Here is a 16,684-nt window from a genome sequence, read left to right on the forward strand (position 1 = left end):
ACTACTGCCCGCCAGCGGTTCTGGGAGCCGCGCTGCCGGGGTTCAGGTTGGTTTCAAATAGCTTCAGGATGCGCCGGTACTCATCCGTCCAGGAGGAAGGCTCCACAAAGCCGTGGTCTTCTACGGGGTACACGGCCAGCTCCCAATTTTCCTTTTTCAACTCAATCAGCCGCTGCGAAAGGCGCACAATGTCCTGAAAATGCACGTTGGTATCCACCATACCGTGGCACATGAGCAGGGCACCCTTCAGGCCGCTGGCGTAGTTGATGGGCGAGGAACGGGCGTAGGCCAGGCTGTCGTTGTAGGGCTCGTTGAGAATATTGTCGGTGTAGCCGTGGTTGTAGTGCGCCCAGTCGGTAACGGAGCGCAAGGCGGCTCCGGCCTTGAACACATCGGGCTGGGTAAACATGGCCATGAGGGTAATAAAGCCCCCGTAGCTGCCGCCGTAAATACCAATGCGCTGAGGGCTCACGCCATATTTCTCGGTGAGCAGCCTGGCTCCGTCTACCTGGTCGGTGAGGTCTTTGCCACCCATGTAGCGGTAAATGCCAGTGCGCACGTCGCGGCCGTAGCCGCTGGAGCCACGGTAGTCGATGTCCAGCACCGTGTAGCCTTTGTCGGCCAGCAGGTTATGGAACATGTACTCGCGGAAGTAGGTGCTCCACCATTTGTGGGCGTTCTGGAGGTAGCCGGCCCCGTGCACGAATATGACGGCTGGGCCCTGGGGCTGCCCAGTGGCCGGGCGGTAGAGGCGGGCGTACACGTCGGCTCCATCCTGAGCCTTATAGCTGATGACTTCGGGGGCGCGCCAGGGGTAGCTTTCGAACTCGGGAGTGGTGCTGTGGGTGAGGCGGCGCATTTTGGCCCCGGGCTTATTATCCATCACATATAGCTCCCAGGGCTGGTTGCTGGTACTGTAGCGCAAGGCCAGCGTTTTCTCATCGGGGGAGAGGCTGACCTCGTAGCCGCCGGGCTGAGTGGTAATCTGGGTAAGGGGGCCTCCCTCCAGGGGCATGCGGTAGAAGTGCTGCTCGCCGGGGTGGGTTTTGTTGGCCGTTAGGTACCACGTTTTCCGGTCCCGACTCAGCTGGGCCCGTTGCACCTCAAATTTGCCGCTGGTCAGGGCTTTTTTCTGGCCCGAGGTAACATCAACGGTGTAGAGGTGGGAGTAGCCGCTTTCTTCGCTTTGAAACCAGATACGGCGCGAGTCGGGCAGCCAGCCCACGTTGCCCTCATCGTAGCCGATGCCAGGGCCGTTGATCCAGGCGTCGTCGTGCTGGCGGTCCAGAAGTTTGATTTGCTGGGTGGCGGGGTCTAGGGCCACAATCCACCGGTCTTTGTTGTCAGTGCTACGAATCACCAGGAAAGCCTGTTGGCCGTTATCAGACCAGAAAGGGCCGAAGGGAATTACGCGGCGCAGCTCGGTGGCGGGCTTTTCCTTTTTGACGGTGACTTTGCTAGTATCGGCGGGCATGGGGGCCTTGGCTTTCAGCTGGTACTCCTTGCGGTAAGCCGGCTGCTCATCCAGGCCCTTTAGCTCCTTGTAACCCAGCACGAAGGTGGTATCCCGACCCACATCGTAGAGGCCGAGCTGGTAGGCAGTTTGGGCGGCCCCTACCTTGGTGCGGGTGTTGATATCCTCGGTGAAGCCGGAAGCCGTCACAAAGTTGGGAACAATAGCCACTTTCTCGCTAGCGGGCTCCTGGGTAAGCGTGTAGGTCACGTAGCGACCATCGGGCGAGAGGCGCAGGTTACGCACGGTTTGCTGGCCCAAGTAAATGGCCTTGGGCCGCAGCCGGGCCAGAGCTTTTTGCTGGCGCTGGCGGGCTTTGGCATCCTGGTCTTTGCCGCGCAGCACCTCAAACAGGGCTAGCTGTTGAGCTCTCAGGTACTTTTCGCCTTTGTCGGTGGGCTCCCCGGAGGCGGGGCGGGTGCCCTTGCGGAAATCGGTGCGCTGCACGGTTTCGCCGGTGGCAGGGTTCCAGGTGAACAGGTTGCCGCCCCGGGTGTAGCTGATGGCTTGTTCCTGCAGGGCGAACTGCGCATCCGTTTCCCGCTCGGCCGTGTTGGTTACGCGCCGGATGCGTTGGGTTTTGAGGTCGAGCAGGTAAATGTCCCCGTCTTTTTCGTAGAGTTTACGGGTGTAGCGCTGGTCGTACTGGCCGCTGGTGGCGGGTAGGGTTTGCTGTTCCCGCAGACTTACTTTGCGCGGGGTGCCGCCTTGGGGCGCGAGGCGGTAGAGGGAGTCGCGGCGGGCTTTTTCGGGGTTCCAGCTGAAGTAGATGGTTTTACCATCCTCGGCCCACTGCACGTTGCTGGGCGAGCTACCCAGCCACTGGGCCGGGTCGCGCATGATTTTCTCCACGGTCAGCGGGCCAAGCTGCTGGGCATGGGCAAGGGTAGAGAACAGAGGCCCGGCGGCCAGCAACAGAAGGTAGTGGTAGCGCATGCAGAACAAGGAGTGGAAATGGTGCGGTCCTGCAACTTACTATGCAATATTCGGCCTGCCAGCATTGGGCCACTGAATAGTGCGTTATGTGGCCCTGCACCGCCCACTCTCCCCGCCTGTAACCAGAACCGTGGATTAAGTACCTGCTCAATTATTGCAACAACCCGATACCCTTATTCTTTTCGGCTGATTTGCTGGTTGATGGTGAAGTAGTCAAAGTCGGCGTAGCCCCCCGCAGTTTTGGTGGCGTAAGTGAACAACCCCAGCCGGTACCCCATGAAATGGGGTAAGGTGTACGCCATTTTCAGCGGGCCACCCAGGCGTTTCCAGGAGGTGCCATCCAGGCTATAAAAGAAAGTAGCCTCGTCTCGGCGGTCTGTAAAATCACACTCTGCCTTGAAGTAAACGGTACGGTGCGTTAGCGGCAGGCGCTGCACTTCCACGGGCCTCTCCGACTCGGCACTAACCAGCACGATGAAGTTGCGGCCGTTTTCACGTTTCACCCCTATCAGGCCGTAGCGCTTCTGTAGCAAAGCCAGGCCGGCCACGTCCCCGTCCCGGAGGTGAGAAACATCCAGGGCGGTGGCACCGGTACATACCGGCCCGATGGTACGCTGGGTGAGCGTGTTGCGGGCCAGTAGGAAAGAAGTATCCACGCGGCCGTTTTTTAGGCGCAGGTAGCCGGGGCGCTCTTTCACCGACCACAAGGTGTTAGCGGGGTTATGGTTCCACTGCCACACCAGTGGCAAGGCTGGCTCCCCGGCCTTGCGGCTGAAATTATCGGAGGCCACGATACCAGGCACCAACCCCCGGCTGACCGGGAGGTTCAACGCTGCGGGTACCTTCCCGCCTACACCCAGCACCGGCCAGTCGTCGGCCCAGGTTACCGGCACCAGATAAGGAATGCGGCCCACAGCCCCGAAATCCCGAAACAGGTAGGCAAACCACCGGCCGTCGGGCGTATCAATGAGGCCGCCCTGCGCCACCCCCAAGTCCTGGAGGGCTACCCGGCCTTCGTAGGGCCCAGTGAGCTTATCGGCCCGGTGTACTACCACGGTGCGCATACCGCCCTTGGGCCAGACGATGTTGAACAGGTAGTACTTGCCGTTCACCTTAAACAACTGTGAGCCTTCGGCGGGCAGCGCAATACTGGCCCCGGCGGGCGCACTGGCGTTTTCAATGAGCACCTGCTCCCGGGCCCCAGGCTTTACACCAGACGCGTCAGCCGTTAGCTCAACCAGCCGCAGCGTACCAGCGCCATACACCAGGTATACCCGCCCATCATCCTCAAAAAACAAGGAGTGGTCGTGGTAGCTGGGCTTAAACGATACGGCTTTCCACGGTCCCTTCTCAATATTGGCGGTGGAGTACACGTGGGTTTTGCCGGTCGTCTGGGCGAAGGTGGTGACGTAGTATCGGCCCTGGTGGAAGCGCAGGCTGCTGGCCCAGGAGCCCCGCCCGTAGGTACTTTTGCCGTTGCTCAGCATCAACTCATCCGTGCTGGCTAATGTATCGTGCGCGTAGCCTATCAGGTGCCAGTTCACCAGGTCCTGAGACTTCATAATGGGCACGCCCGGGCTCATGTGCATGGTAGTACTACTCATGTAGTACGTAGCGCCCACCCGAATTATCGACATATCCGGCACATCGGCGTGGATAATCGGATTTTGCGCCTGCCTGACCTGCGCACAAAGTGGTGAGTGAAGCAGAAACGAAAAGAATGCTCCGAGAAGCAGAAGCCTAGCCGAAAAACGCCGCATAAGGAAACGCACGAGTGAACAGCGGCCAAGGTAGCAACATCCGGCCTACGGCCTTTGGCAGGGAAACAGCCCGAAAAGGCTTTGAACAGCGCAGTATCCGGTTTGCCACTTAGTAGTCCAGCAACCAGGTTTGAGCAAACTGGGTTGCCCAGTGCAGCTGCATTTTCACGTCCTCCCTACACCCCTCCATTTTCCCACGCCTTTAGCTCGGCCTGCAGGTTACGGCGGGCGGGGGCGTCGAGCCGGTCACGGAAGGCGGTGGTGTGGTAAAGCAGCGGGGTATGGAGCAGCTTTTCGAGTACCTGGCGGCGGCCCCGGCGGTAGAGAAAATCAGGGATGAGGCGATACTCCTGCCGTACCTGCCGGGCATACTGCCAGTAATCGGCTTCGGGCGCGCCCAGGATTTGCAAGTCGGCATCCAGGAAGAAGTGCAGGTCCGGGTCGGCGGGTTGGGGCTGGGTGTGGTCCTGGGTGCGCTCGATGAGGAAGGCCACCCGCTGCTGCCGCGCCAAAGACAGCGTAGTGTGCTGCAAAAACTCCCGGGCCAGGGCAGCACTGCGGGTTTCGTTATCGGAGCGGCGGGCGTTGTATACAGCATCGTGAAACCAGATGGCCAGTTCCACTACTTCCCGGTCGTGCACCAGCGTGGGGTACCGGTCCACCGCGTCCAGCAGGGCCCGGATGTGGGGCAGGGCGTGGTAGTGGCGGTCGGAGGCCCCGTAGGCCGTGGCCAGTTGCTGGTACGTAGCCTTACGCACAGCCTCATCCGCCAACAGGGGGGTGGTAAGTTGCTGCCAGCAGGCAGCCAGGGTAGTATGCGCGGCCATAAACTCGGATTCTGGATGGGAATAAGATATAGATGTACGTAGTTAATTAGCGGTAGGCGCTCCGTAGGGGTTAGAACGCCGGATTTCGAGGTACCGCTCGGGCGCTTCCAGCTCCCGAAAACCAAACTGCCGGTATAGGCCGTGGGCGTCCAGGGTAGCCAGCAGCTGCCGCCGTAACCCCTGCACATCAGGGTGGCCCCACACCTCTTGCATCAGCTGTTTGCTCAGGCCCTGACCCCGAAACTCCGGCAGCACAAATACGTCGCAAAGCCAGGCAAAGGTGGCCTTGTCCGTAACCACGCGGGCAAACCCGGCCTGCTGGCCCTCAGGAGTGTAGGCCCCGAAGCAGAGGGAGTTGGCAATGGCCCGCTGCACCGTTTCAAGTGGAATGCCCCGGGCCCAGTACGACTCCTCGGCCAGATACCGGTGAATCAGGGCAATATCGAGCTGGGACGAATCAGAGCTAATTGTAAACATAGCGTGCGGAAAAATGGCCGGCCGGCAAGAACGACAAGTGCCCGCAAAGCCGCACATTTTTCAATCCAAAAACTTTACGGCACGTTACTGCTTCTAGCGTAACAGTTCCTGACACCTTTTCAACCATCTGACTATGAAACAACTCCACTCTCTACTCCTCACTGGCCTGGCGTATTGCTGCCCGCTGCTGCTGCAGGCACAAACCGCACCCACGCTCACCACTTTTCCCGTAGGCAGCACCACTGTTACCGTTTCGGCCCTCACAACGGGGCTTTCGGTGCCGTGGGAACTGGTGTGGGGCCCCGACAATTTCATCTGGATGACGGAGCGGGGCGGGCGCATCAGCCGCGTAAACCCCACCAGCGGGCAGGTTACCCCCTTGGTTACCCTCTCGGATGTGGTGACTTCCTCCGAAGGCGGCCTGCTGGGCATGGCCTTGCACCCCGATTTGCTGACTACCTCGCCCTATGTGTATGTGGTATATAATTACAACGATGCCGGGGGCCAGTACCGGGAAAAGCTGGTCCGCCTGACCTACGCCAACGGCACCTTAAGCAGCCCGCTGATTCTGCTGGGCGATATTCCGGCCGTGAGTACGCACAGCGGCTCCCGCTTACTTATTCTGCCCGACCGGACGCTGCTGATGACCACCGGCGACGCTCAAAACCGCCCCACTGCCCAAGACCGGGCCACTCTCAACGGTAAAATTTTACGCCTGAACCTGGACGGCACCATTCCGGCCGACAACCCCGTGGCCGGCAATGCCAGCTACAGCTACGGCCACCGCAACCCCCAGGGACTGGTGCGGGCCAGCAACGGGCTCATTTACAGCTCGGAGCACGGCGAAAACGCCGAGGATGAAGTGAACATCATTGAGCCCAACCGTAACTACGGCTGGCCTACGGTAGAGGGCTTCTGCAACTTGGCCGCCGAGCAGACCTTCTGTACAGCCAATAACGTGCGGCAACCCATCTACAACTGGGCCCCCACTGTGGGCGCCGCGGGCATCACCTACTACGACCACCCCGCCATTCCGGGCTGGCGCAACAGCCTGCTGGCGCTGTCCCTGCGCGGCAACCGTATCACTCAGATTCCGCTGAATACCGCCGGTACCACGGCCGGCACCAGCACCGATTTCCTCAGCAGCTTCGGGCGGCTACGCTCCGTCTGCGTTTCGCCCCAGGGCAAGGTGTACGTGGGCACCAGCAACCGCGACGGGCGGGCCACTCCCGGAGCCAATGACGACCAGATTCTGGTGCTGGAAAACCGAGTGTTCACCAGTACCCTTAAGCCCAATAACGGCCAGCTCAGCCTTTGGCCTAACCCCGCCCGCACCTCCCTCACCCTGCAGTTAGCTGCGGCCCCCACTCAGGCCACGGCCGCCGAAATTCGGGACGTACTGGGCAGAATCGTACAAACCGCGCAATTCACCGCCGGCCAGCGCACTACCCAGGTCACGCTGCAGGGCTTGCGTCCCGGCTTGTACTCTGTGCGGAGCAATGACGTGGTGCAGCGCTTTGTGGTAGAATAAGGTTTCAGGCCCAGAAAGTAGGAGGGTAAGCGTTAGATAAGGAAAATTACAAGTAATAAACATGTCATCCTGAGCCGAGCGAAGGACCTCATCACCGGCCTGAGTAATAGTCACCTCGGCAACTTTAGCTTGCGTGACAAGGTCCTTCGCTCGGCTCAGGATGACATTGTATTTCTAATTACCAGCTTTCTGCTGTGCTAATTGTCTACCCTACCCTCTTACCCCCAAACCCTCCTACCCTACTAACTGGTGCCGCTCGTTTTTGGCTACGTTGGCCAGCGTCCAGGGAATTTCCTGGGCGAAGGGATGCTGGCGCACGGGGCAGTCGGGCATGTGGCAGTGGGAGCAAGCGTAGAAGCGGCACGGGTCGGCGTGCACGAACATTTCTACCTGTACTTCAAACTCCTGGTCTACCAGCTGCTCGATGCGGTGCACCTGCTCGTGGGTTTGCTCCAGGCTGAAGTAATAGGGCATGGTTACGTGGCAGTCGATGTGCATATTGGCCCCGTAGCGCACCACGCGCAGGTTGTGCACATCAATCCAGGCGGGCTCCCGGTGTTCCTGCAACTCCCGCACCACGTGCTCCACAGTAGCCGTATCAGCCTCATCCATCAGCCCCGATACCGAGCGCCGCACCATACGCCAGCCGTTCACCACAATGAATACACCCAGCAGCAGCGCCGCCGCCGAGTCGTATACCACATTGCCAGTAAACACTACCAGCAGCAGCGCCCCACAGGAAACCAGCGTACTCACGGCGTCCAGGTAGAGGTGTTGTCCGTCGCCGACCAGCGTGGGCGAGTGGTGCTGCCGGCCCGCCCGAATCAGCAGGAACCCCGTAGCCAGGTTGGCCAGGGCCGTTACAAACAGCAACGCCATGCCCCAGTCGGGCCGCGCCACGGCGTGGGGGTGCAGCAGGGAGTTGAGGGCCGAGTAGAAGATGTACACTCCCGCCATCAGAATCAGCCCACCCTCGAAGCCCACCGACAAGTACTCAATTTTGCCATGCCCATACGGGTGGTTTTCATCCTTGGGCAGGCTGGCCAGGTAAATACTGTAGAGCGCAAACCCGCTGGCTACCACGTTGATGATGGACTCCAGCGCATCCGTCAGCACGGCCTGGGAGCGGGTAAGCAGCCAGGCGTAAAACTTAATGGCTATCAGCACTACGCTGACCACCAAAGACAGCACGGCGAAACGGGTTTTGACGGGCAGCATGAACATAGGCGGCTAACGGCGGAACGGGGCGCAAAATTCCGGGGAAAAATCGGGCTTCAGCGGGTATACGCAACTTTTTAGAACAAAAACAGTAAGCAGACTGTCTTAAATTTAAATTTAGACAAGCCTAAAAATTTCCTTTCTTTGTGACTATCAATACATCAGCGTCTCAGCCGACGCCCTCAGCCGATACTATGCCCACAGTATTACCCCCGACACCTCCTGCTCCTCCCCAAACTGCCGCGCCGGAAAGCGGCTGGCGGCGGGCCCGCACGGCGCCCTCCTTGCAGGAAGTGTACGCCTCGGTGCGGGTGCCAGCTCAAAATGCCTCCTTCTGGCGCAAGCTGCTGGCCTTCTGGGGGCCAGGCCTGATGGTGGCCGTGGGCTACATGGACCCCGGCAACTGGGCTACGGACCTGGAGGGCGGCTCCCGCTTCGGCTATACCCTGCTCTCAGTTATTCTGATTTCCAACCTGTTTGCCATGTTGCTCCAGCATCTGGCGGCCAAGCTGGGCATCGTAACGGGCCGAGACCTGGCCCAGGCCTGCCGCGACCATTACAGCAAGCCCGTGGCCCGGGTGCTCTGGGTGCTCTGCGAAATTGCCATTGCCGCCTGTGATTTGGCCGAAGTTATCGGCTCGGCCATCGCCCTGAACCTGCTGTTTGGCTTGCCGCTGACCTGGGGCGTGGTACTTACTATTCTGGATGTGTTGGTGGTGCTGCTGTTCCAGAGCAAGGGCTTCCGGGTGCTGGAAAGCATTGTAGCGGGGCTGATTGTGGTGATTTTCGGCTGTTTTCTCTACGAAATCATGGTTTCCCAGCCCGATTGGTTTGGGATACTGGGTGGCCTGGTGCCCCAGCCCGAGGTGGTAACCACGCCGCGCATGCTCTACATTGCCATCGGTATTCTGGGCGCTACCGTTATGCCCCACAACCTCTACCTGCACTCCAGCATCGTACAAACCCGCGCCTTTGACCAAGACGAGCCGGGCAAGCGCATGGCCATCAAATTCGCCACCATTGACAGCACGGTGGCGTTGTTTCTGGCCTTTTTTGTGAATGCCGCCATCTTGGTTACGGCCGCCGCCGCCTTCCACAAAAACGGCCTGCAGGACGTGGCCGACATCCACGACGCGCACAAGCTGCTGGCTCCGGTGCTGGGGGCGGGCGCGGCCTCCGTGGTGTTTGCGGTAGCCCTGCTGGCTTCGGGCCAGAATTCCACGCTCACGGGCACGCTGGCCGGGCAAATTGTAATGGAAGGCTTTCTGGATTTGCGCCTGAAGCCCTGGCTGCGGCGGCTTATTACGCGCGGCATTGCGGTGGTACCAGCTTTCATAGTGGCGCTGCTCTACGGCGAGAAAGGCACCGGCGAACTGCTGGTTCTCAGCCAAGTTATTCTGTCGTTGCAGCTCAGCTTTGCGGTGGTGCCACTGGTACTATTCACGGGCAGCAAGGCCAAAATGGGTGTTTTCGTAAACAAGCCCTGGGTACAGGCGCTGGCCTGGGCCGTGTCGGGCATCATCATCGTGCTAAATCTGTACCTGCTGTACCAGACCTTCTTCGGTTGATAACCCCAACATCTCGAATAGAGCGAGAAATCTGGCCGTAAGTCTACTTTCTCGCTCTGTCCGGAGGAATAAAGGCGCGGACTTTTCGCGCTTTTTTCAGCACTTCAGATTTAGGTTACTCTAAATAAATACAACAGGCCTTTCTAAAATGAAATACGTTTTCTCGCTGATTTTGCTGCTTTGCTCAATTCCAGGCTGGGCACAGCCCACCGGTACTGTGCAGGGCGTGGTGCGGGCCGGCAATCAGCCGGTAGCCTTTGCCAGTGTAGGCCTGAAGGGCAGCCAGTTGGGCGCTACAGCAGATGAGAAAGGGGAATTTGTGCTGGCAGCCGTGCCAGTGGGCAATTACCGGCTGGCGGCCAGCGCCGTGGGGTTTCAGCCCGCAGAGCGGAGCGTAACGGTGACGGCCGGAGCCATAATTACCGTTGACGTGAGCCTGACTGCTGCTCCGGCTGCGCTGACTGAGGTGGTGGTAACGGGCGTGAGCCGGGCCACTGAAATCCGGAAAAGCCCCGTACCCGTGGCCGTGCTAAGCAAGCGGGAAGTGCTGCTCAACAGCAACGGCAACATCATTGACGCGGCCGTGAAAGGCGTGCCGGGCCTGAGTGCCGTAACCACTGGGCCCAACATCAGCAAGCCGTTTATTCGGGGGCTGGGCTACAACCGGGTGCTCACCTTGTACAACGGGTTGCGCCAGGAGGGCCAGCAGTGGGGCGACGAGCACGGCATCGAAATCGACCAGTATGATATTGACCGGATTGAGGTGGTGAAGGGCCCGGCCAGCCTGATGTACGGCTCGGACGCTGTGGCCGGGGTGATTAATATGCTGCCACGCCTGCCCACCGGCACGCCCGGCCGTCTGCACGGCGACGCCCTTACGGAGTACCAGACTAACAACAACCTGCTGGGCACTTCTTTGGGCCTCACCTACCACCAGCGCGGCTGGCAGTACGCGGCCCGGGGCTCCTACCGCCTGGCCCAGAACTACCGTAACGCCCTGGAAGGCCGGGTGTACGGCACCGCCTTCCGGGAGCTGAACCTGACGGGCATGGCCGGTGTGGAAAAAGCCTGGGGCAGCACCCACTTCACGGCCACGCTCTACGACAACCGCCAGGAAATACCCGACGGCAGCCGCGACTCCCTGAGCCGGCGCTTCACCCGGCAAGTGTTCGAGGGCGAGCAGGACGACATCAAGAACCGCCCGCTGGTGCCAGCTGCCGACCTGAGTACCTACCGCATCAACCCGCTGCACCAGCACATTCAGCACTACCGCCTGCTCAACCGCACCCGCCTGCGCCTGGGCACCGGAGAACTGTATACGCTACTGGGCGTGCAGCAGAACCTGCGCCGGGAGTATAACCACCCCACGGCCCCCAGCCAGCCGGGCCTGGCCGTAGCCCTGACTACCACCAGCTACGATGTGCGCTACGCCGTGCCCACCTGGCGGGGGCTGGAAACCACTGTGGGCCTGAACGGCATGCACCAGCGCAACCAGAACCGCAACGCCACCGACTTCCCAATTCCCGATTACACCCTGACCGACGTAGGTGGCTACCTGCACCTGAAGAAAGCCCTAGGGCCGCTGGAACTGTCGGGTGGGCTGCGCTACGATACCCGCTGGCTGCGTTGGAAGGATTTTTACGTGGGCATGGATGCCCGCACCGGCTTCGCCCGGCAGGTGAGCCGCGCCGAAGCGGCCGGAGCGGAGCCCCAGTTTGGTGCTTTCCGCACCCGCTACCAGGGCGTGTCGGCCAGTGCGGGGGCCACCTATTCCTTCTCCGAAAAGCTGCTGCTGCGGGCCAACGTGGCGCGGGGCTACCGGGCACCGAATATTACCGAAGTGGGCTCCAACGGCCTCGACCCCGGCGCGCACATCGTGTATCTGGGCAACCGGGCGTTCGGGCCGGAGTTCAGCTTGCAGGAAGATATTGGCCTGAGCGCCTACTTACCTGATGCTGAACTGAGCGCCAGCGTATTCAACAACGACATCCAGAACTACATCTACCAGGCCCGCCTGACCGACGCCGACGGGCAACCGGTGGTCATTGTCCCCGGCAACGCTACCTACCAGTACCAGCAGGGCCGCGCCCGGCTGTACGGCACCGAAATTACGGCCAACCTGCACCCCCGCGCCCTGCCCATGTTGGCCTTCAACAACAGCCTGGCCTACGTAACCGGCCTCAACAAGCAGGCCAGTCTGCTGGAAAACCACGGCCGTGCCGCCCGCTACCTGCCCCTGATTCCGCCCTTGCACACCCGCTCCGAACTACGCCTCAGCAGCCAGCAGAACTGGCGGCAGGTTACCGGCGGCTACCTGCGGGCCGTACTGGATTATAATGCCCCGCAAAACCGTTTTTACGCCGTGGATAACACCGAAACCCGCACGGCCGGTTACGCGCTGCTGGGCCTGGGCGCCGGCTTCAGCCTGACTACCGGCCCGGAAAAGCGGGAATGGCTGCAGGTAGTGGCGCAGATGGATAACGTGCTGAACACCGTGTATCAGTCGCACCTTAACCGCCTGAAATACTTCGAGTACTACGCGCCCCCCCCCACCGGGCGCTCAGGCATCTTCAACCAAGGACGCAACTTGACCCTGAAAATCAGCACCACTTTTTAAACCCCTGGCTTCAGTAGCTGCGTAGGGGGCCCAACGACCTTTCACTCCCCTCCTTCCTGCTGTATGTTGTACCGCTACGTACCCGTTGCGCTGCTGGGTTTGCTGCTACCCGGGCAGTTGCTGGCCCAGGACAAGCCCCAAACCTGCCCCTACGATTCGGCCCATTTTGATTTGTTTCATCCGGTGCCGCGCAACCAGTTACGCCCCTTGCGGCCCGACCGGCCCGGCGTAACGGAAAGCCCCTTTACCGTAGATGCCGGCCATTTTCAGCTGGAAGTAGATGCCCTGCGCCTCATCAACTCCCGCGACGACGAGCAGCAGGAGCGCACCTGGAAAGCGGCCTACTCGGTGTTCAAACTGGGGCTCAGCCGACGCACCGATGTGCAGCTGGAAGTGCCGTTGTACAAGGTGGAAAAGCAGCGCACCGCCGAGTGGCCTGCCTGGCAAAGTCAGCGCGGTTTTGGCGACATGACTTTGCGGGTTAAGCACAACTTTCTGGGCGACGACCAGGACGGCCCCATTGCAATGGCAGTGGTGGCATACGGGCGCCTGCCCACCGGCCGCCATTCCGGCAACGGAGCCATTGAAGGCGGCCTGATTCTGCCCGTCAATATTGAGCTGCCTCACAAATTCAACCTGGACCTGCAGGTGGAAGGCGACATGAACTTCGACTACGAAACCCGCCAGCACTACGCGCAAGTGATGCCTTCCGTGGCCCTCGACCATGAGTTTTCCGACGTATTCAGCTTTCTGGTGGAAGGCGTGGGCCAATGGGATGCACTACAGCGGCGCTGGGGGGCCTCCCTCAACGTAGCCCCCATCTTTACCCTCAACGACAACCTGCAGCTGGACCTGGGCACCCACCTGGCCCTCAACCGCCGCGCCGACCGGGAATTCTTCCTCGGCCTCACGTTCCGGCGGTAGCCCTTTGGTTGTCCGTTGCCGGTTGTCAGTTGTTAGGGTTGGTCTGATTTCAAACCGACCAACCCTAACAACTGACAACCGGCAACGAACAACTAATCTACACCAGTCCCTTCAGCCGCTCAAACCGGCTACCCAACACAGCCGCATCATCGGCCTCCAACCAGTCGTGGAGTACGGTGGCGTAGAGGCTGCGGAAGTCGAGTTGGTGGCGCAGGTCGCCGTCCTGGAGGTTCGCCAAATCGGGGGCGGCGTTGAGGATGCCCTTCTGTTTGAGGCCACCACCCAGCAGCAGCACGTTGTTGGCGGTGCCGTGGTCGGTGCCGTTGCTGGCGTTCTGGGTTACGCGGCGGCCAAATTCCGAAAACACCAGCACCAGTGTATCGTCGAGGTTGCCGGCTTTCTGCAAATCCTCCACAAACGAGGCCAGCCCATCCGACAAGTCCCCCAGCAGCTTGCCCTGCTGCTCCCGCTGCCGCACGTGCGTATCAAACCCGCTCAGCGACACATAATACACCCGCGAGGCCACACCGGAGTTGATCAGCTCGGCGGTGGTTTTGAGGTTGCGGCCAAACTCCGTATTCGGGTACGCCACCACCGATTTGTACACCTTGGCCTTCTGGTACAGGTAATCGGCCGAGGACGAGGTTTCGGCTAGGGTCTTGTACAGGTAATCCAGCTCCGACAGAGTGCCCTGGGGCTTTTCGCCGCTTACCTGGGCAATGAAACGGTTCTGGGTTATCTGGTGAAATTTCTCGGGGTTCTTCAGGGCCAGGCCCTTGCGCAGGTCGCCCTTCATAGCCAGGCTCAGCGTATCGTCTACCTCCAGGCCGTTATAGGGCAGTTGGCAGGCGGCGCAGTTGGAATCCAGGTAGCGGCCGAGCCAGCCAGTGCTCAGGTACTGGTCGGAGGCCGAGCCGCTCTGCCAGATATCCATGGACCGAAAGTGCGACCTATCAGGGTTGGGGTAGCCCACGGAGTTAAGCACGGCTAGTTGGCCATGGTCGTAGAGGCCTTTGAGACGGGTCATGGCGGGGTTCAGGCCCAAGCCCTGGTCCAGGGTCAGAATACCGCTTTGCTGCCGGATACCGAGCGTGGGCCGGGCTTTGTAGTACAGGTCGTTTTCGTAGGGAATGATGGTGTTCAGGCCGTCGTTGCCGCCGCCTAACTGTACCACCACGAGGCGGCGGCCCCGGGCGTCGCGCAGGTCGCGCAGGCCCTGGCGGTCCAGCGCGTGCAGAAACGTGGGCACAAACAGCAAGCTGCTGGCCAGCCCGGAAGTCTTGAGAAAGTCGCGGCGGGAAGTAGGCATGGCAGATTAGTTGGGTCATGCTGAGCGAAGGCGCAGCCATAGTTGAAGCATCTCTACCTCTGGCTAATGATTATATAGAACTCAACGAAGCGGTAGAGATGCTTCGACTTCGCCTCCGGCTACGCTCAGCATGACGTTAGTATATTACTTCTTTTCAGCAACCACTCTCACATCAACTGGTACTCCGGCAAACTCAGCAGGGCCGTTACCAGGGTGCGCAGGCGGCCTTCGGTGGGGGCTTTGTCGGCGGCTTGCTGAATGAGGGCCAGATTATCGGGGCGGAGCGGGGTTTGCAGCAGGAACTGGCCGAGTTGGGCGGCTTGCTGGGCGGGCGGCGTTTTGGCCAATAGGGCCTGCACTGGGACCAGCCGCACGGTAGTTTTTATCGGTTGCTGAAACGTACGGTCGGCGCGGCTGAGGTTGGGCGCAATATCGTTTTCGTCCTGCTTGAGTGCCACGCTGAACTCCGCATTTTTGAGCAGCACCGAGGGCAATTGCAACCGGTAGAGCAGGCTTGAGGAGTCAATCCAGTTGCGGCCGCCGGGCCAGCCGGCCACGTTTGGCGGCTCGAACAGGGTTTGCCCCAAGGCCTTCTGGAACACAATCAGCGGCTTGTCATCCACCAGCTCTAGCCCCAACGTGCGCTTGATGCCCGCCAGCAGCTCCACCGGCGACTTAATGCGCGTGCCCACGTTAGCCGCCTCGTAAAACCAATCCGCCGAAAACATCTGCTCCAGCAGGGCCCGGATGTCGTAACCGCTACGGAAGAACGCCTGCGCCAGCGGCCCGATGTGCTGAGCGTTAGGCACGTCGTTCACGAAAAACCGGTAGAGCTTGGTGGTGATAAACTCGGCGCAAGCTGGCTGCTCCAGGATGATCTTCAGCACGTTCTCGCCCCCGAAGTTGCCGGTGCGGCCCAGGAAGGTTTTGGAGCCATCATCGTGCTGCTTCTCCCGGAACACGAAAGCGCCCTGCCCATCGTAGCCCCAGCCAGTAAAGGCGCGGGCGGCTTCCTTCACATCAGTTTCGGAGTAGTGGCCCCGGCCCAGCGTGAATAGCTCCATCACCTCCCGGGCGAAGTTCTCGTTGGGATGTTGCTTACGGTTTTGCTGGTTGTTGAGGAACTGCAACATGGCCGGCTCCTTGCTCACGGCCAGCAGCAAGTCGCCAAACTTGCCCAGCGCCAGCTGCCGGATGGTGTTGTTCAGGTGCAGGGCCGCATCGGGGCGGCGCACCCGGCAGGCGAAGTGCCCGTGCCAGAACAACGTCAGCTTCTCGCGCAGCTGGGCCGATGAGGTAGCCATGCGCTGCAGCCAGCCGGTATTCATGGCGTAAAATGCGTCGCGGATGCTCTGGTTTTGCAGTTTACGCTGCTCGGGCGTCATTGCCTGCCGGCGTAGCAGCGGTGGTTGGTTACGGCCCCGCGTCCCGGACACCGCCGAGCGAACCGGCATAGCCGTCACCGGCGCGGGCTGGGCCTGGCCAGTTTGCTGGGTCGTCTGATCGGGCGTGGTTACCATACTGTTCTGCGGGGTACCGCTGCCCGGCGCTACGGGCCGAAACTGGGCCAGCTGCTCCGTGTAGCGCATCTGCGGACTATCCAGCAACTCCACCTGCTCGGAATTCTGCAGCAATTGGCGCAGGGCCTTACGCGGCGAAATGCCTGTGGCTACCTCCTCAGGCCGGGGCCCAAATCCCGCCCGCCAATACAAATGCTGCAGTTGCTGTTGCGTCGTCATATCCGGTTGGACGCGGAAACAGCCCTTGGGTTTAAATCACAGATGGTGCAGATGAAGCCACAGATACCGCAGATGATGTTCTGGTGCAGGATGATGAGTAAGTAGATTCATTTGTCATCCTGAGCGGAGTGAAGGACCTTATTACGCTTGAACAACCTCTTACAATGTAATAAGGTCCTTCGCTCCGCTCAGGATGACAGTGTATTTTATCCATCCAGCCATCCGCCAGCTCGTCATCTGCGGTATCCATTCATCTGCTCCATCT

The 16,684-nt window shown here is 60.4% G+C and carries 11 protein-coding genes; 4 read left to right on the plus strand and 7 right to left on the minus strand.

The window, feature by feature from the left end; all coding sequences use genetic code 11:
* Position 1 precedes the first annotated feature (1 nt).
* The 4 genes from ROI90_RS03640 to ROI90_RS03655 all read right to left on the minus strand — a co-directional run bounded on the left by ROI90_RS03640 (position 2) and on the right by ROI90_RS03655 (position 5,513).
* The gene (locus ROI90_RS03640) at positions 2–2,449 is read right to left on the minus strand and encodes a S9 family peptidase (RefSeq protein ID WP_315996967.1); all 2,448 of its coding nucleotides are present in this window, start codon (positions 2,447–2,449) and stop codon (positions 2–4) included.
* 173 nt (positions 2,450–2,622) lie between these two features.
* Positions 2,623–4,209 carry a glycoside hydrolase family 43 protein gene (locus ROI90_RS03645; RefSeq protein WP_315996968.1) on the minus strand — a complete coding sequence of 529 codons (1,587 nt, stop codon included), beginning with the start codon at positions 4,207–4,209 and terminating at the stop codon, positions 2,623–2,625.
* Between the two features lie 176 nt (positions 4,210–4,385).
* On the minus strand, positions 4,386–5,036 hold the full coding sequence (locus tag ROI90_RS03650) for an HD domain-containing protein (protein ID WP_315996969.1): 651 nt from the start codon (positions 5,034–5,036) through the stop codon (positions 4,386–4,388).
* 42 nt (positions 5,037–5,078) lie between these two features.
* Entirely contained in the window at positions 5,079–5,513 is a 435-nt protein-coding gene (locus ROI90_RS03655) for a GNAT family N-acetyltransferase (protein WP_315996970.1), read from the minus strand.
* Between the two features lie 133 nt (positions 5,514–5,646).
* Between ROI90_RS03655 and ROI90_RS03660 the strand changes: the two genes are divergently transcribed.
* A complete protein-coding gene (locus ROI90_RS03660; RefSeq protein WP_315996971.1) occupies positions 5,647–7,044 on the plus strand; it encodes a PQQ-dependent sugar dehydrogenase in 1,398 nt (465 codons plus the stop codon).
* 234 nt (positions 7,045–7,278) lie between these two features.
* Here ROI90_RS03660 and ROI90_RS03665 read toward each other — a convergent pair whose 3' ends face one another.
* Complete coding sequence (locus ROI90_RS03665) at positions 7,279–8,262, minus strand: cation diffusion facilitator family transporter (RefSeq protein ID WP_315996972.1); 984 nt, start codon at positions 8,260–8,262, stop codon at positions 7,279–7,281.
* Between the two features lie 194 nt (positions 8,263–8,456).
* Between ROI90_RS03665 and ROI90_RS03670 the strand changes: the two genes are divergently transcribed.
* The 3 genes from ROI90_RS03670 to ROI90_RS03680 all read left to right on the plus strand — a co-directional run bounded on the left by ROI90_RS03670 (position 8,457) and on the right by ROI90_RS03680 (position 13,371).
* On the plus strand, positions 8,457–9,830 hold the full coding sequence (locus ROI90_RS03670; RefSeq protein ID WP_315996973.1) for an Nramp family divalent metal transporter: 1,374 nt from the start codon (positions 8,457–8,459) through the stop codon (positions 9,828–9,830).
* 148 nt (positions 9,831–9,978) lie between these two features.
* Positions 9,979–12,447, plus strand: coding sequence for a TonB-dependent receptor (locus ROI90_RS03675; protein WP_315996974.1), 2,469 nt, complete (start codon positions 9,979–9,981; stop codon positions 12,445–12,447).
* Between the two features lie 63 nt (positions 12,448–12,510).
* Entirely contained in the window at positions 12,511–13,371 is an 861-nt protein-coding gene (locus tag ROI90_RS03680; RefSeq protein WP_315996975.1) for a transporter, read from the plus strand.
* Positions 13,372–13,468: 97 nt separating this feature from the next.
* Here the strand turns inward: ROI90_RS03680 and ROI90_RS03685 are convergent, their stop codons facing one another.
* Together ROI90_RS03685 and ROI90_RS03690 are read right to left on the minus strand one after the other, a co-directional pair.
* Positions 13,469–14,680: a DUF1501 domain-containing protein gene (locus ROI90_RS03685; protein WP_315996976.1), complete on the minus strand. Its 1,212-nt coding sequence runs from the start codon at positions 14,678–14,680 to the stop codon at positions 13,469–13,471.
* A gap of 167 nt (positions 14,681–14,847) precedes the next feature.
* On the minus strand, positions 14,848–16,419 hold the full coding sequence (locus ROI90_RS03690; RefSeq protein WP_315996977.1) for a DUF1800 domain-containing protein: 1,572 nt from the start codon (positions 16,417–16,419) through the stop codon (positions 14,848–14,850).
* Positions 16,420–16,684: the final 265 nt, after the last annotated feature.

It is taken from the genome of Hymenobacter endophyticus, from assembly GCF_032464715.1.
GTDB classification, from domain to species: Bacteria; Bacteroidota; Bacteroidia; order Cytophagales; family Hymenobacteraceae; genus Hymenobacter; species Hymenobacter endophyticus.

Bases quoted from the DNA above. Each gene is read 5' to 3' on its own strand.
- ROI90_RS03640 (WP_315996967.1), bottom strand. From the start codon at position 2,449: ATGCGCTACCACTACCTTCTGTTGCTGGCCGCCGGGCCTCTGTTCTCT.
- ROI90_RS03645 (WP_315996968.1), bottom strand. From the start codon at position 4,209: ATGCGGCGTTTTTCGGCTAGGCTTCTGCTTCTCGGAGCATTCTTTTCG.
- ROI90_RS03650 (WP_315996969.1), bottom strand. From the start codon at position 5,036: ATGGCCGCGCATACTACCCTGGCTGCCTGCTGGCAGCAACTTACCACC.
- ROI90_RS03655 (WP_315996970.1), bottom strand. From the start codon at position 5,513: ATGTTTACAATTAGCTCTGATTCGTCCCAGCTCGATATTGCCCTGATT.
- ROI90_RS03660 (WP_315996971.1), top strand. From the start codon at position 5,647: ATGAAACAACTCCACTCTCTACTCCTCACTGGCCTGGCGTATTGCTGC.
- ROI90_RS03665 (WP_315996972.1), bottom strand. From the start codon at position 8,262: ATGCTGCCCGTCAAAACCCGTTTCGCCGTGCTGTCTTTGGTGGTCAGC.
- ROI90_RS03670 (WP_315996973.1), top strand. From the start codon at position 8,457: ATGCCCACAGTATTACCCCCGACACCTCCTGCTCCTCCCCAAACTGCC.
- ROI90_RS03675 (WP_315996974.1), top strand. From the start codon at position 9,979: ATGAAATACGTTTTCTCGCTGATTTTGCTGCTTTGCTCAATTCCAGGC.
- ROI90_RS03680 (WP_315996975.1), top strand. From the start codon at position 12,511: ATGTTGTACCGCTACGTACCCGTTGCGCTGCTGGGTTTGCTGCTACCC.
- ROI90_RS03685 (WP_315996976.1), bottom strand. From the start codon at position 14,680: ATGCCTACTTCCCGCCGCGACTTTCTCAAGACTTCCGGGCTGGCCAGC.
- ROI90_RS03690 (WP_315996977.1), bottom strand. From the start codon at position 16,419: ATGACGACGCAACAGCAACTGCAGCATTTGTATTGGCGGGCGGGATTT.